This is a genomic window from Paenibacillus sp. F4 (assembly GCF_002894905.1).
Taxonomy (GTDB): domain Bacteria; phylum Bacillota; class Bacilli; order Paenibacillales; family Paenibacillaceae; genus Paenibacillus; species Paenibacillus polymyxa_B.
Genome location: NZ_POVS01000020.1, coordinates 296,834 through 319,995, shown reverse-complemented (window position 1 = coordinate 319,995; position 23,162 = coordinate 296,834). Strand labels below are relative to the sequence as shown.

Here is a 23,162-nt window from a genome sequence, read left to right as displayed (position 1 = left end):
GTTTTCATTACAATCAACGCACACAAAATAACCACTATAGTATATCTAACATTACTGTCTTTTTCAAGAGCAGCCCTTTGAATGCTTCACAGGTAAACGTTTCCGGTCATTAAGGAGTGTTCATTCCCGCCGCTACGAATAGTCGCATCGACCGATACGCCTGCTCAAAACGGAAGCGCAACGCATCTGTAATACCATATATAGCACGGGTTTCTTCCTCATTATTATTTCCGTTCAAACTTTCCGAAACTGTCTGGTGGAGTGCTGCAGCCCAAATATCCGGCATTCCGTCCTCTTCCACCAACATTGATCTATAATCTTTCGTACCGTATACTGCCATCACAAACTGTGACCACAGCTCCTGTGCAAAATAGAATAGTGTAGGCTCGTGCACCTCAGTCTGATCAGCCACCCGTTCCAAAATACGCATAATCGACTCTGGAAAATCACCTGGCTGTAACGGAACCGTTTCAATATCGATTTCCGCTTGTTCATCACCCCGTCTGATTTCTATCGTCCCTTCCATTCCGCGTCGTCGCATTGTCTGTAGAACACGGAATTGAAGTAAAGGATGGATTTCCCGTTCCGTAATCCAGCGAAGCAAGGCATCGTCGATTTCTGGCAGTTCCAGATAGGACAACTGCTCCAACGCTAAAATCGTCTGTTCGGATAAGGGTTCATCCATAGCCATCCGCAACAGTTTGTTGCCGTAGCCTGCATCCTGCTCCTGCTTAAAGCGTGCATGACGGCGAGCTAACTCTACTTCACTGACTTCTTCTTCCACAGCGTCCGTTACCGCTCCGCTGTCAGCGTACTGTGGAAATGCAGCTTCCAGCCATTGTAATAGAGCGTTCCATTCATCGTATTGCTTCTGCTCCTGTCCCTGACACTGCATTAAAAAACGCAGCATCGCCATCGCCTCTCCGTAACGTTCGTTTTCAAGCATCACAGTAAGTTGAATTTGATAATAGTCCAGTGTCTTCGGAAACAATACAATATTATTTTCTTTTGTCGTCACCTTGGAGTCCTTTATTCAAGGCACCCCCTCTCCTTCGCAAGCTCAAGTATTTGTAGATTATATGAGAAACAGTAGCCGAAGTCCAACCACTCGTCTTACACATATTCACCTGTATTCTAACATACCCTTTTATAAGGCAAAAAAAACTACGTCTACTCAGAATTTATGCTGTACAAAGCCTAAACAAGCGATATATGCAAAATAAGACTTGAATTTCTTTTATCCATATGATATATTAATATTCGCTTGAATTTTATGTCCCAGTAGCTCAGCTGGATAGAGCAACGGCCTTCTAAGCCGTCGGTCGGGGGTTCGAATCCCTCCTGGGACGTCATAACAAGAAGCTTCCATAATGGAGGCTTTTTTTGTTCTCATGAGATAAACCACGGGGGAACGTCGGGCCATCGGCATCGTTAGCCTATACTTCGTAGTCGACCATAGGGAGAGTATCTCTCTTGATAAATTACACCAAAAAAAGCTTCCGCAAGGGAGCTTTTTTTCATTATAAATAATGTAGAAAGAGTAGTCTGCCCCACGCTACTTTAGGCGCTAGTTTCAAGTCTCTACTCTTTCAATAAAACGCAGAAATTGCTATCATCTATCATGTTGCACCATTTCAGGACCATTTTGATGAAAAACCTATGAAGTCCGATAGAAGATTTTATAAGCTTATGTCAACAAAGGATATACAAATCACATCGCTTGACCGCGTGAATTAGCAAGGAGATTAGTCAAATGAAATTAATATCTTGGAATGTAAATGGCTTAAGAGCCTGTGTGACCAAAGGGTTTTATACTTATCTAAAAGAAACTAATGCCGATATTTTTTGCGTACAGGAAACGAAGCTTCAAGAAGGTCAAATCCTCATGGAGAACATGGAGGAATACACACAATACTGGAATTATGCTGAGAAAAAAGGATATTCCGGCACGGCTATTTTCACCAAAATCAAGCCGCTCTCTGTGCATTATGGACTTGAAGAAAATGAAGAACCGGAGGGCCGAACCATTACTCTGGAATTCGAAAAATTTTATCTCGTCAATGTGTACACACCGAATACCAAACGGGACTTATCCCGACTGCCCTACAGACTGGAATGGGAAGACCGTTTTCGCAGCTACCTGCAACAACTGGACGCTTTGAAGCCTGTCATCGTTTGTGGAGACTTGAACGTAGCTCATCAGGAGATCGACCTCAAAAATGCCAAATCTAACTACGGAAATGCCGGATTTACGCCTGAGGAACGGGAACGTATGTCACAGCTACTAGACGCCGGATTTATAGATAGCTTCAGATACTTTTATCCTGACCGGACGGATGTTTATTCCTGGTGGTCCTACATGCCAAAGGTGAGAGAACGGAATATCGGCTGGCGGATTGATTACTTCCTCGTCTCGGAGAGACTTCGTCCGCTATTGATGGATGCGAGCATTGATTGTCATATTACAGGCAGTGACCACTGCCCTGTGATATTGGATTTGCAAGATATTTCAGCATAGGTCCCCCTGCCCTGACACAAGGATTTATGAAATCTTAAAAAGCCGTCATGCTCTGTTATGGCAGCATGACGGCTTTAATTAATGGAGCTATGTCCCCAAATATACCTCGATACGGGAAATCAACCGCTCTCTCACATCTTGTGCCTCTTTTTGATCTAATACGGCCTGACTTATCGTCTTCTTTTCGCCACTGGCGTAATGCAGTACATACTGGGTCACTATGCATTCCGGTGCATAAGTATCCTTGCGATCCGTATTAAAATAAGTCACCTGGCAGCTTCCGAGAAAACAGAAAGATAGCTCACCTGTAGCTGTGAAAAGCCAGCCTGGCAGCTTGGGCTCCAGCCTCAAGGATAGGCCCCTATGATCATAGCCAAACGGCTGCCCGCCCGTCATCATCCATATCCACATATGAATAAATTCTGCCGTAGATCCGCTCAGCCTCGCAATATATCCCGTTCCATGCAAACTTGCATCAGGATTAGCAATACTAGCAATAAAGGAGCTGTTCTCCAGCGTGCTTCTTCCGTAGACCTCTGGGTCCATAAAAGGCGGAAACGCTTTTTTAATGTCTGAAAAAAATTCAGTGTATAGACCCGCCCTTAAACACTCAAGTAAATATTTATATTCCATATGCATAAATATAGATTCATTTTCCAGCCAACCCGGCGTAAAAGCTCTGGAACGACCGAGTTCAAACGGCTGCTCTGCCAGACTTTCATTCACCTTATACATGCCCAGCTTCCTGTCGTAAAGCCCGCTCTGCCTGATTTGCCGATACAGCTTCTGCCCATTTACAATGTCGCCAACCACTTTCATAGCCCGGGTCGGTCCCTCTAGAAAATATGGTGTATCCTTACGTTCGAAGGAATGTATGTTTACGAGCTTGCCCCCGCAGTCATCCTCCTGTACCTCGAATTCTCTGGCTTCATAATAAAAGAAGGTTGGGTATATCCCCTCACCGATAAGCAGAGCCTTATCCATCCCCTGTTGGAGTTTACGTTCAACCTGGAGCAAAAACACCAGTACATCTTCAAACGCTAGTGGTATTTCTGTTCCTTCAAATCCAAAACGAATCGATTCGCGGTACACTTCTCTAGCATCCGAAATTCGTGACCAGAAGCTGTAATCCTTGCTTTCATTCCTGTAATCAGCCTCATCAGAATCGTGGTAGTATTCCTCCATTGTGAGCCTCAGCTGTTGGATCAACTTAGCAACTTCTCGCGGCAGCCGTAGCACAGAATTGCCCGAAAGCTTCACCTGTGCATGTATTAAAAATCTTACAAGTCGCTGTAATTCACACAGTTCACTGAATCCAGAAGCAAACAGCCCCGGAAGTCCGTTCATGGAATCATTCCATCCCGGCTTGCCCGCCTCCATCTCAATTCCCAAGCCCTCCGGGTCCAGCGTAGACAGCTTGATGGCTGTCAATGACAGCAGCTTTTCATATAAATTGGACTTATAAATCTCTCCGCTTCCATGTTCGGTTCGAACCCAATGAACATCGCGATCCCGGGCGTGCAGCTGAGCTTCTTTCTCCTTGCTCTCTACGACCGCCCCGTACTGACGGATACGTCCGTCCTTCATCTGCACGTATTTGTTTCGACGTGGCTGTACCCATGCCGGACTGTCGTAATACATGTACTCTCTGGTCGCGAGCAAGAGTTCCTCTTGTTTGTCCGGATAGATACTTAGATAACTTTCGATTAGATCCATGTTATACGTCCAATGGTCGATCCAAAAACCTTCACCAAAATCAGCCTCATAGCATTGTTCGGAATGCTTGAGAACTTCGGTTACAAACGTCTCAACCGCTTGCTTTAGCGCGATGTTGTCATGAATGATATGTTGAATCAGCTCACCCGGGGTGAACGACGATTGAAAAAAAGCACGCAAAGACGAATGATCTGCCACCTCCACCTGTCCCAGCAACGGTTCCAGCCCTCGTATTTGAAAGCTACACCCCTTTACAACAAGCGGATTATAGCCGTCCGGCTGAATCAGGCTCATAAACAAACGGATATTGAAATCTCCTATGCCGGGGTTAAACCACACATCATTTCTCCGGTTCTGGTTTGCATCGCGAAAATTACCATTTCCTTGAGAATAATATCCCGCCTGGAGCTTAAAGAAATTATAGTCCCGTTCCAGATCCCCATGCTTGCGTGAAAATACATGATATACAAACGGTTGCTCAGTGCCGTTGTCCAGCAGCAATGGATAACCACCACGTAACAGGTTATCCAGATAGTTCTGACGGCAGTATTCGTCAAATAACGGAATGGATGTCCGCGTTGCCATTTCATCCGTCAACTCTTCGATCAACGCTTTGGCTTCCTCCGCCTTCCGCTCGATATAAGGTATGGTCGCGATTTCCGTAATCCGTTCATTGATAGAGTGAATATCATTCACATGCCCGATGATCGTACAGTGATTGACGGCAGTACCTGCCGCTAGTCGTGCTGTGTAGCCGCTAAACCCACAAGGCACTTTATTCGTCGTCACAGGCTGCTGTGAAACCAAGTCTTCGACGCGTGTTTGGATAAAGCGATCCGGGAAGGTCAGTGCCGTATTTTCACCAAATATTACGGACGGATCGACAATTGGACTCAATAGCCTGGTCTTGCCCTCCTCCTCCACAAAGCTGTACATAAAATGTCCCGCTTCAATTTGATGAATCTCACTTGTATCTGCTGTACTTCCACGCACCTTATAGTAAGGAATGCTATTGTTGAGATTATACACATCCATCCAGCTTTTCAGTGTATGTCCAAGCTCCTTGTATGCCGCATTATCAATACCGAAGGGCAGCACGGCAGGCATGCCGTCCAGCACCTCCAGTTCAAGCTCTTGATCGGAATGATTGACAATCTCCACCTTGCGCGCCAAAGCAGCGTAACTTTCATGAGGAAGTGTGAAATATTGCACACGCACCTCAAGCCCTGTGTCTGGATTAGAGCTGTGTATTTCCAGCATATGGCGGGATATCAGCATTTTTTGCTGTTCACGCTCCACAGGATGCACAGCTGAAAATGGCTCCACATAGCTCCACTCCCCCTGCATCTTCACCTTTAAAAACGTTCGAAAGCCATGTATCGGCACGAGACTATAGCTGCGGTTGGCCGGAAAAAACTCCATGATTGCTCCATTCTTATCCTCCACACCAAAGCTCGCAATTCCTTGTCCACGATTAACATAATACGCCCACAGCGGAATTCCCTGAACACCAGCAATACCGGGTAGAAAACTGGAAAAGGGCTTGGCCTGCGCATAATTCTCAATCACAAAACGTCCTTGATCGTCAAAATAATACTGCTGCATCGTGCACCCCTTTTCTATTTAAAACCCGTGATTCGCCATCACTTGCTTGAACCACAGCGCACTTTGTTTGGGCGTCCGTTCCTGCGTGTCGTAATTGATGTGTATAATACCAAAACGTTTGCTGTATCCCCAGGCCCATTCAAAGTTATCGAGGAATGACCAGACAAAATAGCCCTTAAGCTGACCTCCCTCCCCAATAAAGCGATGGCATGCCTTTAAATGTTCCTCAATGTAATACTGACGTCCAATGTCCTCAATCTTTCCATTCACCAGTTCGTCCTTCATCGCTGCTCCGTTTTCCGTAATCAGGATGGGTAATCCCTTGGAAAAATCCTTCTCAATCCGCGTTAGCAGCTTATAAAAGGATTCAGGGTGAATCTCCCATCCCATATCCGTTACCGGTTCCTCTATGGAAACCTGCTCGGCTTGAAGCAACGAAGCGTCTGAAGTCGCTCGAATGATACTGCGGGCGTAGTAGTTGATGCCCAAAAAATCCCCTGGCTGCTGAATCAGCTCCATATCACCAGGCTGTACAAAATCTAATCCATTCAAGTGCGCCCCGTACCATTCCACCATATCCTCAGGGTATTTCCCGTTAAACAATGGTTCGGCAAACCATCGATTAATAAAACCATCCCGCCGGACAGCAGCGGCTACATCTTCGGGGTGTTCAGAGGCTGCATCGACATGCTCCATGTTCAGCGTAATACCGATGTTGCCCGTCAGTCCCTTTTCCTTGTGTAAGTTCATGGTTATCCCGTGACACATCAGAATATGATGAGCGGCAGTAAAGGCTTCCCTCCAGTTCTCATGGCCGGGGGCATGCTCTCCTGTGCCATAGCCCAAAATAGAGGCGCAGTAGGGCTCATTTATCGTATTCCACCAGCTTATACGTTGTCCAAATCGATCCATGATTACAGAAGCATACGTTTTAAAATGTTGGATAATCTCTCGCTGCGTCCAACCGCCTTCGTCCTCAATCCACTGCGGTAGATCCCAATGATACAGCGTCAGCATTGGAATTAGCCCGGCCGACTCAATCTCATCCAGCAGACGCTCATAGAAGAGCAACCCCTGTTCGTTAACCACGCCGGGTGCGGGAATAATGCGCGGCCAGGCCACGGAAAAACGGTAATGTAAAAAGCCAAGTTGCTTCATTAATTGCACGTCTTCCTTAAAGCGGTGAAAATGGTCACAAGCCACATCTCCGCAGTCCCCTCCTATCACCTTCCCGGGTGCTCGACAGAAAGTATCCCAAATAGAAGGCGTTCTTCCTTCCTCATCCACGCCACCTTCAATTTGATAAGAAGAGGTCGAAGTTCCCCACATAAACGTGGTGGGGAATGTATAGGTATTCTCACTCATACTCGGTATCATCCTTTCAGGAATCAAGACTTCACAGCTCCGGCCATTGCACCGCCGACAATAAAGCGCTGGAGGAAAATATACAAAATAACGAGCGGTAGTGTAACAATCAGAATGCCGCAAGCGAGCAGCGGCCAGTTGTTCATGTATTGTCCGTAGAAGGAGAACAATCCCTTGGTCACTGGCTGATAAGCAGGATCAGACAAATAAATAGTAGGACCTATAATGTCATTCCACGCCCCAATCGCTGTCAAAATAATGCCTGTTGCCAACACCGGCTTCATCAGCGGGACAAGAATTGTAAACAAATATCGTGAATATCCGCACCCGTCCATGGCAGCCGCTTCATCCAGCTCTCGGGAGACAGACTTGATATACCCCACAAACATCAGAAAAGCGATACCGGTACCTGTTGTTTTCAGCAAAATAAAACCAAGCTGGGTATTGTAAAGTCCCAGGCTATTAATGAGAGCAAATTGCGGAATCAGCGGATTCGGGAGATACATGGATATCAGGAAAAACACATAAAAGAAGGTGCTGTACTTAACGTATCCCCGCGCCAGCGGAAAAGCCGCAAACACGGATATAATCAGCGTTAATAACGTAGATACGCCTGTATACAAAATGCTGTTCCACATGTATTGAGAGAAGTTTCCTTTTTCCCAAGCATCCATGAAATTCTCCAAGCGTATACTCTTGGCTAGAGCTACAGGGTCCATCAGATACTCACTTTGAGTCTTCATCGATACATTAAAAAGGTAGAAAAGCGGGAACACATACAACGAAAGCATGAGCAGTACGATAATGTAGCTCAGTATTTTGGCTCCTTTGGTACTGCTCATTACATTTCCACCTCTCTTCTACGTAAGTAATACAGGGCAATCATAGATACCGTAAACACGAATACGAACTGGATCATAGCAACTGCGGAAGCAAGGCCGTAATCTGACGTCCCAGTACCAAAGGCAGTCGCATATACATCAAACGCAAGTGTCGTCGTGTTGAATTTACCACCTGTCAGCACATAAATAATGTCAAAGGTCTGCAATGCGCCGATAATGGACAGCAGCATATTGACGGTAAAGGAAGGAGCAATCATCGGAAAAGTAATATTTTTGAACGCTTTCCATCCAGAGGCACCGTCCATATACCCTGCTTCGTATAAGTCACTGGGGATAGATTGGAGTCCGGCTAAGAAAATAGTCATCGAGTAACCCATGTACATCCAAATTTGCACAAAAATAATTAACTCAAATGCAATATCGTAATCCCCGAAGAAGTTGGAGCTGGTTCCAAAAAAGTTCATCAAGGCTTGCGCAGGACCCCCAAGCGGATTGGCAAGCAGTTGCCAGATCAGGCCGGATACCGTTACCCCGAGCACAACCGGCAGGAAAAATACAGAGCGATACAACATATCCCCTTTGAGCTTTTTATTAATAAGGATGGCCATGAACAGCCCTACTGCATTTTGAATCACAACCACCGCTACGGCAAAATATAAGGAACGGCCAATGGAAGCGATGCGATCTCCAGAGTCGGAGGAGGTGAAAAAGGTCGTGTAATTCTCGAATCCGATAAAATGCCACGTCTGCCCCGGAACCCCGGTAGCATCTGTAAAGGAAAAAAGCACGGTTACCATAGAGGGTCCAAAACCAAGAAGCAAATAGAGCAGCACCGGAATACTCAGCAAAAGATAGGGCATTATCCGTGCCGCACCCTTTCCGAAGGGATACATGGGTCTCACACCTTTTTACATTATTATGGGAGCTTTGCAGTTGCCCATTTGTTTTCCTGTAAAATCTATAGATTTATTTAGGGGCTGCCGCATCCCAGTCTGCCTGAGATTTCTGGGCAAGCTCCAAAGGCGTCTTTAACGGACCGGCAGGTGCCAAAAATTCCGCATGTACGCTGGCTTCCTTAATGTACTGTCCAACATTCTTACGATTGATAAACAACTGATCCCAAGAGAGCTTGAAGTTTTCCAGTGAAGGCTGGATTTCATTAACAAAGTCGCTGCTTATCTTCACATCAGACTGTGTTGGCAAAAATCCAGCAGCGTTTACGAAATCGGTATAGTTCTGCTTCTCGGAGAGCATTTCAAGCCATTTGATCGCATAATCCTTGTTTGGCGATTTATCCAATACCAGCCAGGTCATATCGTACTTGCCTGCTAGATTTTTATTTTTGGCAGGATCATTACTACCTGGAATTGGGAAATATCCAAATTTCAGCTCTGGATTGGCTGTCTGAATCGTAGTTGCATCCCACGTACCATCCGCAATCATAGCTACACGCCCTGAAGCAAACAAGCTTGGCAAGGTTCCATAGTCAATCCCCATAAATCCACTAATGGCGTTGTTCATCAAAACTTGTGTTTTTTCCAGCACTTCAAGCTGGGCGGGGTCTGTCAGCTTCGTCTTACCTGTCCACAGCCCTTTGATATATTCCAGCTGATCATCATGGATAGAGGCTTGAAGCCCTTGGACAGCAAGGTTAATAGGCCATACATCCTTACCGCCAAAACCAAGCGGTTCTACCCCATTATCCTTGAGCACCTTCATCACATTCACCAGTTCGTCCCATGTCGTCGGCACAGCAAGATTATATTTTTCAAAAATCTCTTTGTTGTAAAACAGACCTGTCAGGGCCACCTTTCCCATGTTTACACCGTATACTTTGTCGTTGTAGGTCATGGCATTTTTGACATCTGTAGGATTATAGTTTTTGATAAAAGCTTGATCCGACAGATCTGCAATGAGTCCTCCCTCAATCCACTGCTTCCACATCGGATCAGCTGCTCCCTTAGACCATTCCTGCGGTGCGCCTACGAAGCTGAATTTCAAAGGAATAATGTCTGCATCACCGGTTGAACCAGCATTCATACGCGTTTGCATCAGTTGATCATACGTTGAATCAGCAGGAACCGTCGTATACTCCACCTGAACATCGGGATACTTCTCTTCAAACTTTTTATTAAATTCCTTTATATAGTTATTAATATTTTCTTGCTGCCAATGAATAATCTTTAACGTGACCTTTTTATTCCCGTTCTGTCCAGCTTCACCACCTTTGCCGCAAGCAGCCAATACCACTATTAAAGCGGTTACAATAAGTAAAGAAAAACACTTTTTCAGCATTGCAAAATTCCCCCTGTACTCTTAGAATAAATACATTTACTTTTACGAAAGCGCTTTAGTTAATTACAGCTACTATTATGTATCGGATAGCCTGTATTTGTAAATAGAGAATTGTAAATTATCAAATAAAACATAAATCACCGTTATTACTCCTTGAAATATTAGGCAACATCCTTTATTCACACTGTTGACTCACTTCTATGAGGTAGCATAGAATACGAGTAATCATTAAGTTTGAAAAGAAAAGTGAATTTAACTAAATCAGTTTAGTTGCGGAGGATTCCATGAATATAAAAACAATAGCTAGCATGGCAGGCGTTTCAGTAGCAACGGTTTCGAAAATCATTAACAATTACACAGACATCAGTGAGGAAACCCGGCAGCGGGTACTTAAAATCATGGAGGAAACAGGCTATAGACCCTCCTCCTCAGCTAAAACGCTTGCTACCAAAAAATCTAATCTGGTAGGCGTTATATTTGCTGGCAAGCTGAATGTTGATTTTAGTCATCCTTTTTTTGTAGATATCATTAATGTCTTCAAAAAACAGATTGGCTTGCTCGGTTACGATCTGCTGTTTTTTTCAAATGAGAAATTTCTGGATAATGGAGAGGACTATTTGGCACGCTCGAAATATTTTTCAGTGGACGGGTGCATTATTATTGCTGGAGATGAGGTGGAGAAGAGTGTTTTTGATCTCGATGCCAGCCCTATCCCCTGCATCGGTGTCGATATTGAGCTAACCGGAGCTAGTTCCTGCTATATCATGTCCGACAATCAGAAGATTTCAATGAAGGTTGTTGAGCACTTTTACATGAATGGATACCGCGAAATGGGTTTTATAGGTATTGAACGCCCCTCCTTGGTTATTAAAGAGAGAGAGGAAGCCTTTATCGCCTCACTAAAACGGTTTAGTCTTGACGTTAGACCTGAATGGGTCGTGTATGGTAAGGACTACGCGGCAGAAGATGGATACCAGGTCGCGAAGGCGTGGATACAGCAAGGAAATTTACCAAAAGCTATTTTTGCGGCGACTGACCTGCTTGCTTTTGGTGCCATACGTGCTTTCAAGGAAAGCGGCTTGAGGGTACCCGAGGATATTGCTGTAGTGGGATGTGATGATATAGAAGCCTGTCGTTATACCGAACCTCCACTGACGACTGTAAAACAAGACAAGCAAAAAATAGGCCGTCTAGCCGCTATGGTGCTATTTGACCTGATGAATAAACAAATGGATACGAAATGTATTAAAGTAGAGCCGGAACTAGTCATTCGTAGCTCCTGCGGAGCCCGGCAACATTGGAACCATACGAAGGCCAAGAGTTAGCACATGCCTTAAAAAAGATGACTCCTGATAAATTCAGAAGTCATCTTTTTGCAGTTTAATATTCAGAGACCCATCGCTTATCTATTACTTGTAGGCCATCGTCGCATTCACAGCCTTTTTCCAGCCTTTATACAAGCTTTCACGTGTTGCTTCATCCATATTCGGGGCAAAAGAGGTTTCCACTCTCACCCGCTTGCGAAGTTCATCCGTACTCTTCCAATATCCAATAGCCAAACCTGCCAGACATGCAGCTCCCAGTGCCGTCGTCTCATGGATAACTGGCCGCTCCACTGTTGCATCCAGAATATCGCTCTGGAATTGCATCAGAAAATTGTTCAATACAGCTCCTCCATCCACCCGCAGCAATTTCACTGCAATACCTGAATCAATCTCCATGGCTGTAAGCACATCCTTGGTCTGATAAGCGAGTGACTCCAATGTGGCGCGGATAAAATGCTCCTTCGTGGTCCCGCGTGTCAAACCGAACATCGCTCCGCGCACCTCGCTATCCCAGTAGGGGCTGCCCAGTCCGACAAAAGCGGGTACAAGATACACTCCTTCCGTAGACGAAACACGGGCGGCATAAGGTTCACTGTCCTTCGCTTCACGGAACATACGTAGCCCGTCTCGCAGCCACTGGATCGCCGACCCCGCTACAAACACACTCCCCTCGAGTGCGTATTGCACTTTGCCTTCCTCCAGTCCCCAAGCGATGGTCGTAATCAGGCCGTGCTTGGATTCCACTGGTTGATCCCCCGTATTCATCAGCATGAAGCAGCCTGTGCCGTAAGTGTTTTTGATCATCCCTTTTTCGTAACATGCCTGACCGAACAAGGCTGCCTGCTGGTCACCTGCTGCACCGGCGATTGGTACATTCTGACCAAAGAAATGATAATCCACGGTGTGCGCATATACCTCGGAAGAAGGTCTTACCTCAGGTAGCATGATTTTCGGAACACCCAGAATGTCCAGCAGCTCTTCGTCCCACTTTAGTTCATAAATGTTGTACATCAGCGTCCTGGCTGCATTGGAGTAGTCCGTTACATGTGCCGTTCCGCCGGATAGTTTCCAGATCAGCCACGAGTCAATCGTACCGAATAACAGGTCACCTCGTTCTGCCTTTTCCCGTGCACCCTCCACATGGTCCAGTATCCACTTTACTTTAGTGCCTGAAAAATACGGGTCGATCAACAGGCCTGTTTTGCTGTGAAAAAGCTCCTCGTGCCCTTGCTGCTTCAATTCTTCACAGATGTCCGAAGTTTGGCGTGATTGCCATACGAGTACGTTATACACGGGCACTCCTGTATTTTTGTCCCATACAGCCACCGATTCTCGCTGATTGGTAATGCCGATGGCAGCCACTTGATTTGCTTTTACACCGGATTCGGAAAGACAGGAGGCAATGACTCCGAGAATAGAGCTCCAGATTTCATTCGCATTCTGCTCTACCCAGCCGGGATGAGGAAAATACTGCGGAAATTCTCGCTGAGCCGAGTACACTACATCTCCTTCGCTATTGAACAAAATCGCTCTTGAGCTTGTCGTTCCCTGATCTAGTGACAAAATATATTTTCCCATTGTTCATCTCTCCCCGTGTCAATCCATCGTTTTTACGCTGTAAGTTTGTGATCCATTTTATGATTTTTATAAGTTCGACTCATACGGAAGGTAATCAAGAGTACAACCACGATGACCCCTAGTAAAATCCAAAAAGCCGGAGTCACACTCCCCTTAAAAACAGCCTGATAAAATAGCCCTGCGAAAGATCCACCCAACAGCGGCCCTACAATTGGCACCCATGCATATTTCCAATTGGATGCTCCCTTACCGGGAATCGGTAGTAGATAATGCATCAGACGCGGCCCGAAATCTCTCGCTGGATTGATGGCATAGCCCGTTGTGCCTCCAAAGGATAAACCGATACTGACAACCAAAAAACCCACAATCAGCGGTTTCAAGCCCCCTGTAAATGAATTGGCACCAAATGACTGCAGAGCAAGAACAAAGATGAAAGTACCTATCATTTCACTAAGCACGTTGCCAAACGGATGATCAATAGCCGGTCCTGTCGCAAATACACTGAGTTTGGTTGCTGTGTCCTCCGTCTCTTTCCAGTGAGGCCAATAATGCAAAACGACGATTATCGCACCCGCCATGGCCCCGAGAAGCTGAGCCACAATATAGCCGGGAACGTCCTGCCATGGAAAAATGCCCTGAAATGCCAACGCCAGTGTCACTGCCGGATTCAAATGCGCTCCGCTGATTTCACCCACTGCATACACCCCAATAGCAACCGCGAGCCCCCATCCCATTCCAATCACAATCCAGCCGGAAGCGTGAGCAAATGACTTTTTCAGGGACACCCCTGCGCACACTCCGCCACCTAGGGCAATAAGAATCATTGTCCCTATGAATTCGGCTGCGTATGGCGACATACAACCTACCTCCTCAATAGATCATCCGATTTCGATCGCTTTCATCGCGCAAAAAAAGAAAAGCCATCACAAACCAACCCTGTGCTGTACCATGGGATGTCTGCGTGGCTCTCTTGTCTCCGTCACGATTATTAACTTAAATTTGATACTATATAAGCATGTAAGCGATGTCAACTGCGGATTTACGTCTTTTCATAGCTTAAAATAATCGTTGACCATGTTAGATTCTCCGATTTATGATGTAAAAAAATGGGCGATTGTAAGGATTTCAGGACGAATACGACACTCCCAAACTCGATGAAGAAGGGAAGAATGTTATGCTGAAATTTCTGCAAAAAATCGGCAAGTCGTTAATGCTTCCAGTAGCCACTCTACCCGCCGCAGGGATTTTGCAAGGATTAGCCCTGATTAATTATGAAACGGATATACCGCTTGGTCCTGGAGTTGGCGGATTTCTGAATCATTATGTCACACCTTTTCTGAACGAGGGGGCGGGGGCTATCTTCGGTAACCTTGCGCTCATTTTCTCCATTGGTGTTGCCATTGGTCTGGCAGGCGACGCAGTAGCCGCATTATCGGCAGTCATTGCCTATATGGTGCTGACCCGTATTTTGGCGGCAGTGCCGGGTATATTTGCATATATTCCAGACGACGTCAAGCTGGATATGGGCGTATTGGGTGGTATTTTTATCGGTGGATGGTCTGCTTTTCTGTTTAAAAAATATCATAATATTCAACTTCCAGATTGGCTTGGCTTCTTCTCGGGCAAACGTTTTGTCCCCATGATCACCGCCTTCACGACCATGATTCTGGCCATTCTGCTCGGTATGATCTGGAGTCCGATACAAGATGGGATTGCAGTCTTCGGCAACTGGATTGTCGGCTTTGGCGGAATCGGATCAATGGTATTCATGATTGCCAATCGGCTGCTGATCCCGCTCGGTTTGCATCATGTGTTGAACTCGATCGCATGGTTTCAAATTGGTGACTACACCAATGCTGCCGGTGAGGTCGTTCATGGTGACCTGACGCGTTTTTTCGCAGGCGATACATCGGCGGGTATATTCATGTCCGGCTTCTTCCCCATTATGATGTTCGCTCTGCCAGCAGCAGCCCTCGCATTCATCCATACGGCCAAACCGGAAAAACGTAAAGCCGTCGCTTCCATTTTCATCGGTTCTGCGCTGGCATCGTTCCTGACCGGAATTACCGAGCCCCTCGAATTTTCGTTTATGTTCATTGCACCATTGCTTTACGGCGTTCATGCTCTGCTGACAGGCCTGAGCGGCCTGGTTGTATACCTACTAGATGTCAAACTCGGCTTTTCTTTTTCAGCAGGACTCATTGACTATCTGGTCAATATGAAACTCTCCACCCACCCATTGCGAATGATCCCGGTCGGGCTTGTCTTCGCCCTCATCTATTACTTTCTGTTCCGATTTATCATTCTCAAATTCAACCTAAAAACTCCTGGGCGTGAAGATGATGTAGAAGACAGTCTCCTGTCTGAGGCTAACGAATCTGTACCCATTGGAAAGGCAAGTGCCACATCCGACAATCAGTCCAGTCAGGCAGGCAGAATACTAACCTATCTCGGCGGTTCAGACAATATTCAAAGCATTGATGCCTGTATCACACGGTTGCGTCTTGTCGTCAAAGACGACAAAGCGGTTAACGATCAAGCTCTCAAGCATCTCGGAGCATCGGGAATCATCAGGCTTGGTAATGGTACCCTGCAGGTTATTTTCGGGACTCGGTCCGAAATTCTGAAAGATGAAATACAGCGGTTGATGTAAGTAAAAGGGTATCTCTTCAATCATCGAGATACCCTTTTTGATTGCCGTCAATCTGCCAATAACTTGGATACACCTAAATTAAAGTGTCATATACAGGATGTTACATGTAATGTTTTCTTTTAAGCACTTATCTTAGTGATTGATGCTGTGCGCTCTTTTTTGTTTTAAGAATAACCGTTCACGACATACCTTTACCTTAATCTGCGCAAAGGCATAGACGACGCCGAAGGAGCAGGCCACAGTCGTCAGATAAACCAAAAGCAACGCTACAAATAAAGGAAGCTGACTTACCAAGTCACCGACCAAGCGCAGCACGATGACCAGAATGAATACGTTCGCTGTAAAGGCCCTGTACGCATAAGTAGAGAACCATTTGTAATAGGGAAGTGAACGGGAATTTACGCTGATCAAATGTCTTGCCAGCATGTAAATCAGGAAAATCACTACCAAACTGTACAAGGTCATGGACGGCTTCAGATAAATCAGATTGCCAAATGACATATGCTTGAATCCAAAGCTGAAAAATTCGCGATTTATCCAAATGAGAATAAGTAGCATCACCGGAATGAGTATGAACTGAATCCGTCGAAGCACCCCGTCGAATTTTCCCTTGAACACCCAAGCGATTCCGCCTAGTAGAGCATATATAAAATAGCTGACGAAAAAGCGGTCAAGGTATAGCAAACTGGACGCATAAGCTCCATGGAATACATAGGTATAATACATCCATACCCAGGCGCCGAAGATTATAAAGCTCACAATAAGCAACGGAATGACCCGTAAAGGCTTAGCCAGGTACTTATAGCAGACGAAAATAATGACTGGCATCAGTAATTGAAATTGCAGCATCATCACTGTGTACCAATATTGCGGTGATGAATTACCGAGCACATAAGACTCAATGAGCGTCCAAAACGAAGTAACGTGTTGATTAACCTGTATGTGCGGGAAGAAGAGCAAGCTGGCTGACGCCCACAGAAAATAAGGAATCACGAGCTCGCTGAATTTTTCCTTGTAAAAATGTGATACCCTGGTATGCTGATTATTCATCACCATTCCATACACGATGGCAAAAATAAAGACTGGCGCGGTATATTTCACTAAATTATAAATAACGCCTAGTAAGGCCAGATCCGTGTTAGTGTGGGCATACTTCAGTAACATGCCCAGAACGCTTTGCAGGATCGCTCCGCTGACGGCAAACACCTTTAAGATGTCGCTTTCATTAATATTAACTTTTGGGCCGGTAGTGTTTTCCATAATACGCACTTCCCCTTTGAGAGCTTATGTTGGCTTACGTCAAATGGTCGTGCATTCCTCCCTTTTGCCGTTGGTATAGTACATCCATCATTGCCAAGGATTGCGGACGAGCTTCGGACCTGAAGAAGTTCGCAGCACCACGGTGCTGGTCCGTCTCTCAAGGATCTCGCGCAAGACGTAGGTGCCGTCCTTCACCTCCAATTGAATATCGATTCGAACGTCCAACTGCTCCAGCTTGCGCAAGAGGCCTTCAGCTGTAGAATAATCAATAGCCTCAGAACCATCTATTACGAGATCAAGATCACTGGTTGCCTTCACAGCGGGATATCCCGTCACTATTTCGAATCCTGCACTTCCTGCTGGTCCCCAGCGCCAATCCGCCATCATTTCTGCTACAACGTCCATCAACTGAAGAACAGGCTGTTGTCGTCTCTTTGTGGACAAGGAGTTCCACATCTGATGTTTCGCTATCGCGTAGGGAGACACGATCTGGCACACCCCCTTCGGGTCCAGAAATGCAGCTTCCCGTTGATTCCGTTCCTGTCCACGTACTCCGACGGGAATATAACCATCCGCCGACGGATCAGATCGGCGAACGACCACAAAGGGGGTCCGCCTCAGCGAGGCGGTTACCCACTCCTTGTCTTCATTTAAGGAGAGATATTTCAAATTAGACACTTCAATCAGATCATGTGGATGGATTACCATTGCTCCAAAAGCGCATCTCGAACGCTACGGGTTGCAGTCCGCCCGCCCGCCATAGCTTCCTTGGTCTGTAATCGGAAGCTAAGGTCACGGGGCGCTCCTTTCGTACTCTCGATAGCCTCGGAAACGGTCTTTTCCACGATGGCTACATCGCTGCTCTGTGGATCGTCTGCATGGATACCGCTCAGCATCTGATATAATGCCCCCAGAGTACTGTAGCTACGAACGTCGTAGGCCATAGCTGGAACCTTCTTGGTAGCTTCATCAAGCTCGGCAATCGTCCGCTTGGTAATTCGAGCAGCAGAAGCCTTGGACATGGCCTGAATATTGACCTTGCTGTCATCCAGTGCGATCAAACGATTCGATTGCAGCCCATGCGCGAGGAAGCCTCCGGAAATCGCGTTACCGACAATCACACCGATGACTGGATGACCTTCTAATCTAGCGGTTGCGTAAGCATCTGCACTTGCAGCCAGTGCAAGACTGATACCGACCATTTCTTCCTTATAGCCATAGGCTTGACTCGGTACATCAATGATGGCAATGATCGGACGCTTCGTTTCTTTTTTCTCATCTTGACGGATTGCGTCCCTAATAATTTGAGCCACCGTCCAGCCTTCAAGCATACCAACCTCGCCGTTTCTGACACGCGGGAATCGGTTGGAGGCATCCGGAACAATGGCGATATATCTGCACAGTTTCCCGTTCTTATCCACGTCTGCCGCAAGCACTGAAGGAACATCGCTGATTGGGTGAGCAATGCCCGTCAAGCGGGAGAACCAGCGATAACCTCTACTATCCGACATGTCGGTTGCGCCCTCTTTTGCCAGCGGAACATGCTGCTGCACAGGCTGTATCTGCTGGTAAAATTCGCGATAACGCTCAGGTGTCCAAGATTCTGTAGGATCAAGATTGCTCAACAGGGTCAGATAGAAATCGATTTGCTCTGTTTTAGCAGGCTTCGCCGGTGCCTTGAGCGCAGTATCAATCGCTTCGACAACTGCATCCGTCGTGTCTTCCACCATTTCGTCAATCAATCCGGTTTGGAAGCGCTGGTTGGCTCCGATTGTGTTCCAAATTAAGGCTTTGTCGCTTGCATCGAACTCCATAACCCCTGCTTCCTGCTCTATGACCTCCGGCCCGTTCAGACCGAGGCGCGCTTTCTTCGTAGCAATCAGAGTGGTAAACAATTCTGCAGTAATGGACATTCCCCCAAATGCCCCTACGCGGCCCGGGATCAATCCGATAACAGGAACGTATTTACGCAGGGCAACGATCTGGGTGGCAACCTCCGAAATCGACAACAACCCATAGTTCGCTTCCTGTAGCCGAACCCCTCCTGTATCGAAGATCATGACGGGATATAGTTTGTTCCCTCTCTTATTCTCTTCCAGTGCCAGTTCGAGCGCTCCGGAAATTTTGGCCCCGCTGACTTCTCCAATCCCCCCTCCTTGAAAAGCGCCTTCCATCGAAATGATCAAGACCTTCTGTTTGTGTATTTCGCCAAGAGCCAGAATGATCCCGTCGTCGCTCTGAGGAACAATGCCTTGCGGCTCTAGGTGGGGGGATTGGATTTTGTCTAACGGCCCAAGTATCTCACGGAAAGTCCCTTCGTCCAGCAGCGCTTTAGCTCTCTCGCGTCCATTCAGCTCCACAAAACTATTCTGCATAATCCAGCACCTCCAGCACTTGCGTAAATCTAAGCATTACTACACCCGGAGTAGCTCCGAAGTCATGAACTGTAATATTAGCAGTAATTGAATAACGGTTAAAAAAACGGGTCAGAACATTCTCCCATACTTGTCCAAATCCTTCACTGCCTGTTAAAATGCTGACGTTGGTGGTCTGGCCTTTTACAGGCTCTACAATAATCTCCAAATCTCCCGAACCGACAACACCTATATGTGCCGGCTTACAGATGGGCTTCGTAGTCTGGTATTGAAACTGTAATTTTTCCATCCTTCAGAAACACCTCCAATTAAAGTATCAATCGATTAGAAATAATGTGGCAGCTAGCAGATCGGCACTGCCTCCGGGTGAGAGTTGTCTAACATTACAATACTCGGACAAGCGGTAGAGCAGCTTTCTGCCCGACTGGGTTCTTAATCCATCTGCTGCAAGGAAGGCTGCGGCCATACTCTGAATCGCCATCAGATCCGTCAACTGACCGCGGTGTAGGATGCAGGTATCATCCACACATGCCACCAAGGCCAATAAAGCTTCTAAGCGTGCTTCGACCTCTGTCTTCCCACAAGCCCTAGCGCGCAGCAAAGCAGGTAAAGCTTCGTCCCGGATGTGCGGAAAGCCTAGCTTCGCTTCTTCCTCTGCCCCCACTACCGCGTATTTTTTCTTAACCGTTCGTCCATTCGTCTGCTGCATCGGACGGTATCGGTCATGGAACGATGCGATTCTTCCTGCAATGCTCATAATCTGATGTGGGTCCCGCTCCCTTGGAAAGGCTGCCCGTGCACTTGTTAAAAGCCCAAGGGCCCAAATGGCACCCTTATGTGTATTGACACCGTTCGTTGCACTGAGCATCACCTTCTCGCCCTCCCGCCCGATTAGAGCGATCTGCTCACGCAAAGTCTGGTCCACCGGGTGAAGGTATGACACAATGGCTATTTCCCGAAACGTATCCTCCAATACTCTTGCGGATGCAAGCATTAGATCGATGGACATATCTGTATGCGAGCCATTGTCTCTGGCATCGACAAGTCCAGGCTTGGGCGTAAGAAGAGCCTCTTCCATCAGTGCCTTTACAGCTTTGGCAGCCAGAGAAGCCGCGAAAGCTGAATGATTCATCGTGAGCATGGCTTTAAGACCAGCTCCGGAATTTAGCCGGTGGATCATACAATCCGTCTGACCAATCTACGAGATCGTTAATCGTCTGTGCTGCCAGCATCGAGCGCTTGGCTTGTCTGCGCATGATCCCAAGATCCTCCGGATAGGCCACGATCCCTCTGTCACGCAACAGGCTTGCATCGCTTTCATTACTTTCCATTCCTAAAGGTGTTACGCCTCCGATTGCCGCGAGAGCCTTCTTTCTCTCCTCTATGCTGTCCGTCTTGTAGAGGTATGCAATGCCTTCCTCGGTAAGGACGTGGGTGACATCATCCCCGTAAATCATGACTGGCGTAATGGCGAGACCAGATTCATCCTTCACCTTGATGGCATCTAGCGAATCTACAAATACTGGCTTTTTGTTGGCACCGTATGTTTCAACCATCTGCACGACCAATTTCCGGCCTTTGGAGAGTTCCGTCGGGCGCTCGATCATGTCAAGCCAGGCAGGAGTCGCATGTCGCCGCCCCCGAGGATCATGCCCCATATTCGGCGCTCCTCCAAAACCGGACAATCTGCCGGAAGTAACGGTAGACGAATTACCTGCACAGTCCATTTGTAGCGTTGATCCGATAAACATATCTACAGCGAACTGGCCTGCAACCTGACACATCGCGCGGTTGGAGCGCATAGATCCGTCCTTGCCGACGAAGAACACATCTGAACGAGCCGCAATGTATTTCTCCATACCAACCTCGCCTCCAAAGCTGTGAATGCTTTCGACCCAACCCGATTCAATCGCCGGAATCAAAGTTGGATGCGGATTCAGGGCCCAGTGCTTGGCAATCTTCCCTTTCAGGCCAAGCTGTTCACCATAGGTCGGCAGCAAAAGCTCAATCGCTGCAGTATTAAAGCCAATGCCGTGATTAAGCGACTGCACCTGATGTTTTCCATAAATACCCTTGATCGCCATCATGCCCATCAGGATTTGCAGTTCAGTAATATTCTGCGGATCACGGGTAAACAGTGCTTCCAGTGCGTACGGTTTTTCGGCCTGTACAATGACGTCGACCCAGGACGCTGGAATATCGGTTCGCGGTAGCTCATCCACGATTTCGTTAACCTGCACGATTACGATCCCATCCTTGAAAGCCGCCGCTTCCACGATCGTCGGAGTTTCTTCCGTATTGTTTCCGGTATACAGATTGCCCTCGCGATCTGATTTGTCTGCCGCTACCAGCACCACATCTGGAATAAGGTCAATGAAGAGACGTCCGAACAATTCCAAATACGTATGGATGTCACCGAGCTTAAGTATCCCGTCATCAATCATTTGCGCAACACGCAGGCTTTGGGAGCCACTGTAGGAGAAGTCCAGCTTCCCGGCGATGCCCTTCTCGAAAATATCCAAATGTTCGGGTCTTGAAATGCTGGACATAATCATATGCAAATCATGCACTTTGCCAGGATCGACTTCCAGCAGCTTCTGGGAAAGGAAAGACGCTTGCTTCTGGTTATCTCCTTCCAGGACGACCTTCGCGCCTGGATCAATTAGCACCTCCATCAGGTCGACAATTCGGGAGGAGTCGATGTATTTTCCGTCGAGCCACTTTTCCACCTTTCCTAACTTTTCCTGCTTTTTATCACGTTTTTGTGACCAGGATCGCAGTACTTTATTCATTCTTCTTGCTCCTTCCATTTTCTAATCAGATACTGAGTCGCTTCCAGACCGATTTCGTCCACGGCCATTTGCCGGGTACTCTTGTGGGCTTGCTTAACAAGTCTGGAAAGAGTATGGCCCGGCGGCATTTCGATGAAACAGTCAGCTCCCGATTCGACGCAGGCAGCCGCCATATCCATCCACTGGACGGGATTTGCTACGTTTAGGGCAAGGTCCTCAGCAATTTTTTCCTTGGCTTTCGTCTTTCTGCCCGTATGATTCACCAAATATGGTATTTGAGCGTCCCGCAAAGAAAAAGTGTGTATTTTCAGCAATAGCTTATTGGCTACCTCTGACATCAGCGGGGAGTGTGAAGGAATCGGAACCTTCAGAAGCGCCGTTTTAGCGCTCCCAAGCTCTTTCACATGCATAAATGCTTTATTTAACCCTACCAATGATCCGGATACGACGATTTGTTGCTCTGCGTTTATATTCGAGAGATAGACTGGCGTCGCCTCACTATGGGAGAGAAGCACGGCTTGTTGAACCTCTGCCTTCGTAAGCCCCATAATCACACCCATTCCATAGCCTTCAGGGAAGGCTTCTTCCATCAACCTGGCACGGAGCCATACGATCCGAAGCGCATCCTCGAACGAAAGAACTCCCGCGATGACCGCCGCAGGAAATGCACCAATGGAGTGCCCTGCCACGAATTGGGGCCGGATACCCTGCTCGATCAACCGATAGGCTATTGCCGTCTCCTTAACGAAGAGTGCCGTCTGAATCCAGACCGTTGAGCCCATAGCCTTCTCATCATCACGCAGTTCATTTCCGATGATACTTGTTGCCTTTTTCACAT

The 23,162-nt window shown here is 47.0% G+C and carries 18 protein-coding genes and 1 tRNA gene; 4 read left to right on the top strand and 15 right to left on the bottom strand.

Translation table 11 applies throughout. The annotated features are described in order from the left end of the window. Window positions 1-109: 109 nt before the first annotated feature. A complete protein-coding gene (locus C1T21_RS24835) occupies window positions 110-1,018 on the bottom strand; it encodes a hypothetical protein (RefSeq protein WP_013311626.1) in 909 nt (302 codons plus the stop codon). A 257-nt stretch (window positions 1,019-1,275) separates the two neighbouring features. On the opposite strand from C1T21_RS24835, the gene C1T21_RS24830 reads away from it, so the two are divergent. After that, window positions 1,276-1,349: transfer RNA gene (locus tag C1T21_RS24830), tRNA-Arg, on the top strand. 404 nt (window positions 1,350-1,753) lie between these two features. Next, complete coding sequence (locus C1T21_RS24825) at window positions 1,754-2,518, top strand: exodeoxyribonuclease III (protein ID WP_103050154.1); 765 nt, start codon at window positions 1,754-1,756, stop codon at window positions 2,516-2,518. A gap of 87 nt (window positions 2,519-2,605) precedes the next feature. Here the strand turns inward: C1T21_RS24825 and C1T21_RS24820 are convergent, their stop codons facing one another. The 5 genes from C1T21_RS24820 to C1T21_RS24800 form a co-directional block, all read right to left on the bottom strand. After that, window positions 2,606-5,839 carry a cellobiose phosphorylase gene (locus tag C1T21_RS24820; protein WP_103050153.1) on the bottom strand — a complete coding sequence of 1,078 codons (3,234 nt, stop codon included), beginning with the start codon at window positions 5,837-5,839 and terminating at the stop codon, window positions 2,606-2,608. An 18-nt stretch (window positions 5,840-5,857) separates the two neighbouring features. Beyond that, window positions 5,858-7,204 carry a GH1 family beta-glucosidase gene (locus C1T21_RS24815; RefSeq protein ID WP_103050152.1) on the bottom strand — a complete coding sequence of 449 codons (1,347 nt, stop codon included), beginning with the start codon at window positions 7,202-7,204 and terminating at the stop codon, window positions 5,858-5,860. Between the two features lie 23 nt (window positions 7,205-7,227). Continuing rightward, window positions 7,228-8,046, bottom strand: coding sequence for a carbohydrate ABC transporter permease (locus C1T21_RS24810; protein ID WP_103050151.1), 819 nt, complete (start codon window positions 8,044-8,046; stop codon window positions 7,228-7,230). Then, a complete protein-coding gene (locus C1T21_RS24805) occupies window positions 8,046-8,939 on the bottom strand; it encodes a carbohydrate ABC transporter permease (protein WP_103050150.1) in 894 nt (297 codons plus the stop codon). The genes C1T21_RS24810 and C1T21_RS24805 overlap by 1 nt, the downstream gene beginning before the upstream one ends. 73 nt (window positions 8,940-9,012) lie before the next feature. After that, a complete protein-coding gene (locus C1T21_RS24800; protein WP_103050149.1) occupies window positions 9,013-10,341 on the bottom strand; it encodes an ABC transporter substrate-binding protein in 1,329 nt (442 codons plus the stop codon). Between the two features lie 284 nt (window positions 10,342-10,625). On the opposite strand from C1T21_RS24800, the gene C1T21_RS24795 reads away from it, so the two are divergent. Further along, complete coding sequence (locus C1T21_RS24795) at window positions 10,626-11,666, top strand: LacI family DNA-binding transcriptional regulator (protein ID WP_103050148.1); 1,041 nt, start codon at window positions 10,626-10,628, stop codon at window positions 11,664-11,666. An 84-nt stretch (window positions 11,667-11,750) separates the two neighbouring features. Here the strand turns inward: C1T21_RS24795 and glpK are convergent, their stop codons facing one another. Together glpK and C1T21_RS24785 are read right to left on the bottom strand one after the other, a co-directional pair. Further along, on the bottom strand, window positions 11,751-13,244 hold the full coding sequence (glpK, locus tag C1T21_RS24790) for a glycerol kinase GlpK (protein ID WP_103050147.1): 1,494 nt from the start codon (window positions 13,242-13,244) through the stop codon (window positions 11,751-11,753). A 32-nt stretch (window positions 13,245-13,276) separates the two neighbouring features. Further along, a complete protein-coding gene (locus tag C1T21_RS24785) occupies window positions 13,277-14,101 on the bottom strand; it encodes an MIP/aquaporin family protein (RefSeq protein ID WP_103050146.1) in 825 nt (274 codons plus the stop codon). 317 nt (window positions 14,102-14,418) lie between these two features. Here C1T21_RS24785 and C1T21_RS24780 point away from each other — a divergent pair, with 317 nt between their 5' ends. After that, complete coding sequence (locus C1T21_RS24780) at window positions 14,419-15,897, top strand: PTS transporter subunit EIIC (protein ID WP_103050145.1); 1,479 nt, start codon at window positions 14,419-14,421, stop codon at window positions 15,895-15,897. Window positions 15,898-16,029: 132 nt separating this feature from the next. On the opposite strand, the gene C1T21_RS24775 is transcribed toward C1T21_RS24780, so the two are convergent. From C1T21_RS24775 to C1T21_RS24745, 7 genes are all read right to left on the bottom strand, one after another. Then, window positions 16,030-17,157, bottom strand: coding sequence for an acyltransferase family protein (locus tag C1T21_RS24775; RefSeq protein ID WP_103050144.1), 1,128 nt, complete (start codon window positions 17,155-17,157; stop codon window positions 16,030-16,032). Between the two features lie 87 nt (window positions 17,158-17,244). After that, window positions 17,245-17,865, bottom strand: coding sequence for a malonate decarboxylase holo-ACP synthase (locus C1T21_RS24770; RefSeq protein WP_103050143.1), 621 nt, complete (start codon window positions 17,863-17,865; stop codon window positions 17,245-17,247). Beyond that, a complete protein-coding gene (gene mdcD, locus C1T21_RS24765; protein ID WP_103050142.1) occupies window positions 17,859-19,532 on the bottom strand; it encodes a biotin-independent malonate decarboxylase subunit beta in 1,674 nt (557 codons plus the stop codon). The genes C1T21_RS24770 and mdcD overlap by 7 nt, the downstream gene beginning before the upstream one ends. Beyond that, a complete protein-coding gene (locus C1T21_RS24760) occupies window positions 19,522-19,821 on the bottom strand; it encodes a malonate decarboxylase subunit delta (RefSeq protein ID WP_103050141.1) in 300 nt (99 codons plus the stop codon). The genes mdcD and C1T21_RS24760 overlap by 11 nt, the downstream gene beginning before the upstream one ends. 27 nt (window positions 19,822-19,848) lie before the next feature. Next, window positions 19,849-20,673, bottom strand: coding sequence for a triphosphoribosyl-dephospho-CoA synthase (locus tag C1T21_RS24755; RefSeq protein ID WP_103050140.1), 825 nt, complete (start codon window positions 20,671-20,673; stop codon window positions 19,849-19,851). Window positions 20,674-20,677: 4 nt separating this feature from the next. Beyond that, on the bottom strand, window positions 20,678-22,324 hold the full coding sequence (gene mdcA / locus C1T21_RS24750; protein ID WP_103050139.1) for a malonate decarboxylase subunit alpha: 1,647 nt from the start codon (window positions 22,322-22,324) through the stop codon (window positions 20,678-20,680). Next, on the bottom strand, window positions 22,321-23,160 hold the full coding sequence (locus C1T21_RS24745; protein ID WP_258012615.1) for an ACP S-malonyltransferase: 840 nt from the start codon (window positions 23,158-23,160) through the stop codon (window positions 22,321-22,323). Before C1T21_RS24745 ends, mdcA begins: the two co-directional genes overlap by 4 nt. Between the last annotated feature and the right edge of the window lie 2 nt (window positions 23,161-23,162).

Coding starts and splice junctions, on each gene's coding strand:
- C1T21_RS24820 (WP_103050153.1), bottom strand. CDS start 5,839: ATGCAGCAGTATTATTTTGACGATCAAGGACGTTTTGTGATTGAGAAT.
- C1T21_RS24770 (WP_103050143.1), bottom strand. CDS start 17,865: ATGGTAATCCATCCACATGATCTGATTGAAGTGTCTAATTTGAAATAT.
- C1T21_RS24760 (WP_103050141.1), bottom strand. CDS start 19,821: ATGGAAAAATTACAGTTTCAATACCAGACTACGAAGCCCATCTGTAAG.
- C1T21_RS24800 (WP_103050149.1), bottom strand. CDS start 10,341: ATGCTGAAAAAGTGTTTTTCTTTACTTATTGTAACCGCTTTAATAGTG.
- C1T21_RS24780 (WP_103050145.1), top strand. CDS start 14,419: ATGCTGAAATTTCTGCAAAAAATCGGCAAGTCGTTAATGCTTCCAGTA.
- C1T21_RS24810 (WP_103050151.1), bottom strand. CDS start 8,046: ATGAGCAGTACCAAAGGAGCCAAAATACTGAGCTACATTATCGTACTG.
- C1T21_RS24815 (WP_103050152.1), bottom strand. CDS start 7,204: ATGAGTGAGAATACCTATACATTCCCCACCACGTTTATGTGGGGAACT.
- C1T21_RS24785 (WP_103050146.1), bottom strand. CDS start 14,101: ATGTCGCCATACGCAGCCGAATTCATAGGGACAATGATTCTTATTGCC.
- C1T21_RS24825 (WP_103050154.1), top strand. CDS start 1,754: ATGAAATTAATATCTTGGAATGTAAATGGCTTAAGAGCCTGTGTGACC.
- C1T21_RS24795 (WP_103050148.1), top strand. CDS start 10,626: ATGAATATAAAAACAATAGCTAGCATGGCAGGCGTTTCAGTAGCAACG.
- glpK (WP_103050147.1), bottom strand. CDS start 13,244: ATGGGAAAATATATTTTGTCACTAGATCAGGGAACGACAAGCTCAAGA.
- C1T21_RS24755 (WP_103050140.1), bottom strand. CDS start 20,673: ATGCTCACGATGAATCATTCAGCTTTCGCGGCTTCTCTGGCTGCCAAA.
- mdcA (WP_103050139.1), bottom strand. CDS start 22,324: ATGAATAAAGTACTGCGATCCTGGTCACAAAAACGTGATAAAAAGCAG.
- mdcD (WP_103050142.1), bottom strand. CDS start 19,532: ATGCAGAATAGTTTTGTGGAGCTGAATGGACGCGAGAGAGCTAAAGCG.
- C1T21_RS24775 (WP_103050144.1), bottom strand. CDS start 17,157: ATGGAAAACACTACCGGCCCAAAAGTTAATATTAATGAAAGCGACATC.
- C1T21_RS24805 (WP_103050150.1), bottom strand. CDS start 8,939: ATGTATCCCTTCGGAAAGGGTGCGGCACGGATAATGCCCTATCTTTTG.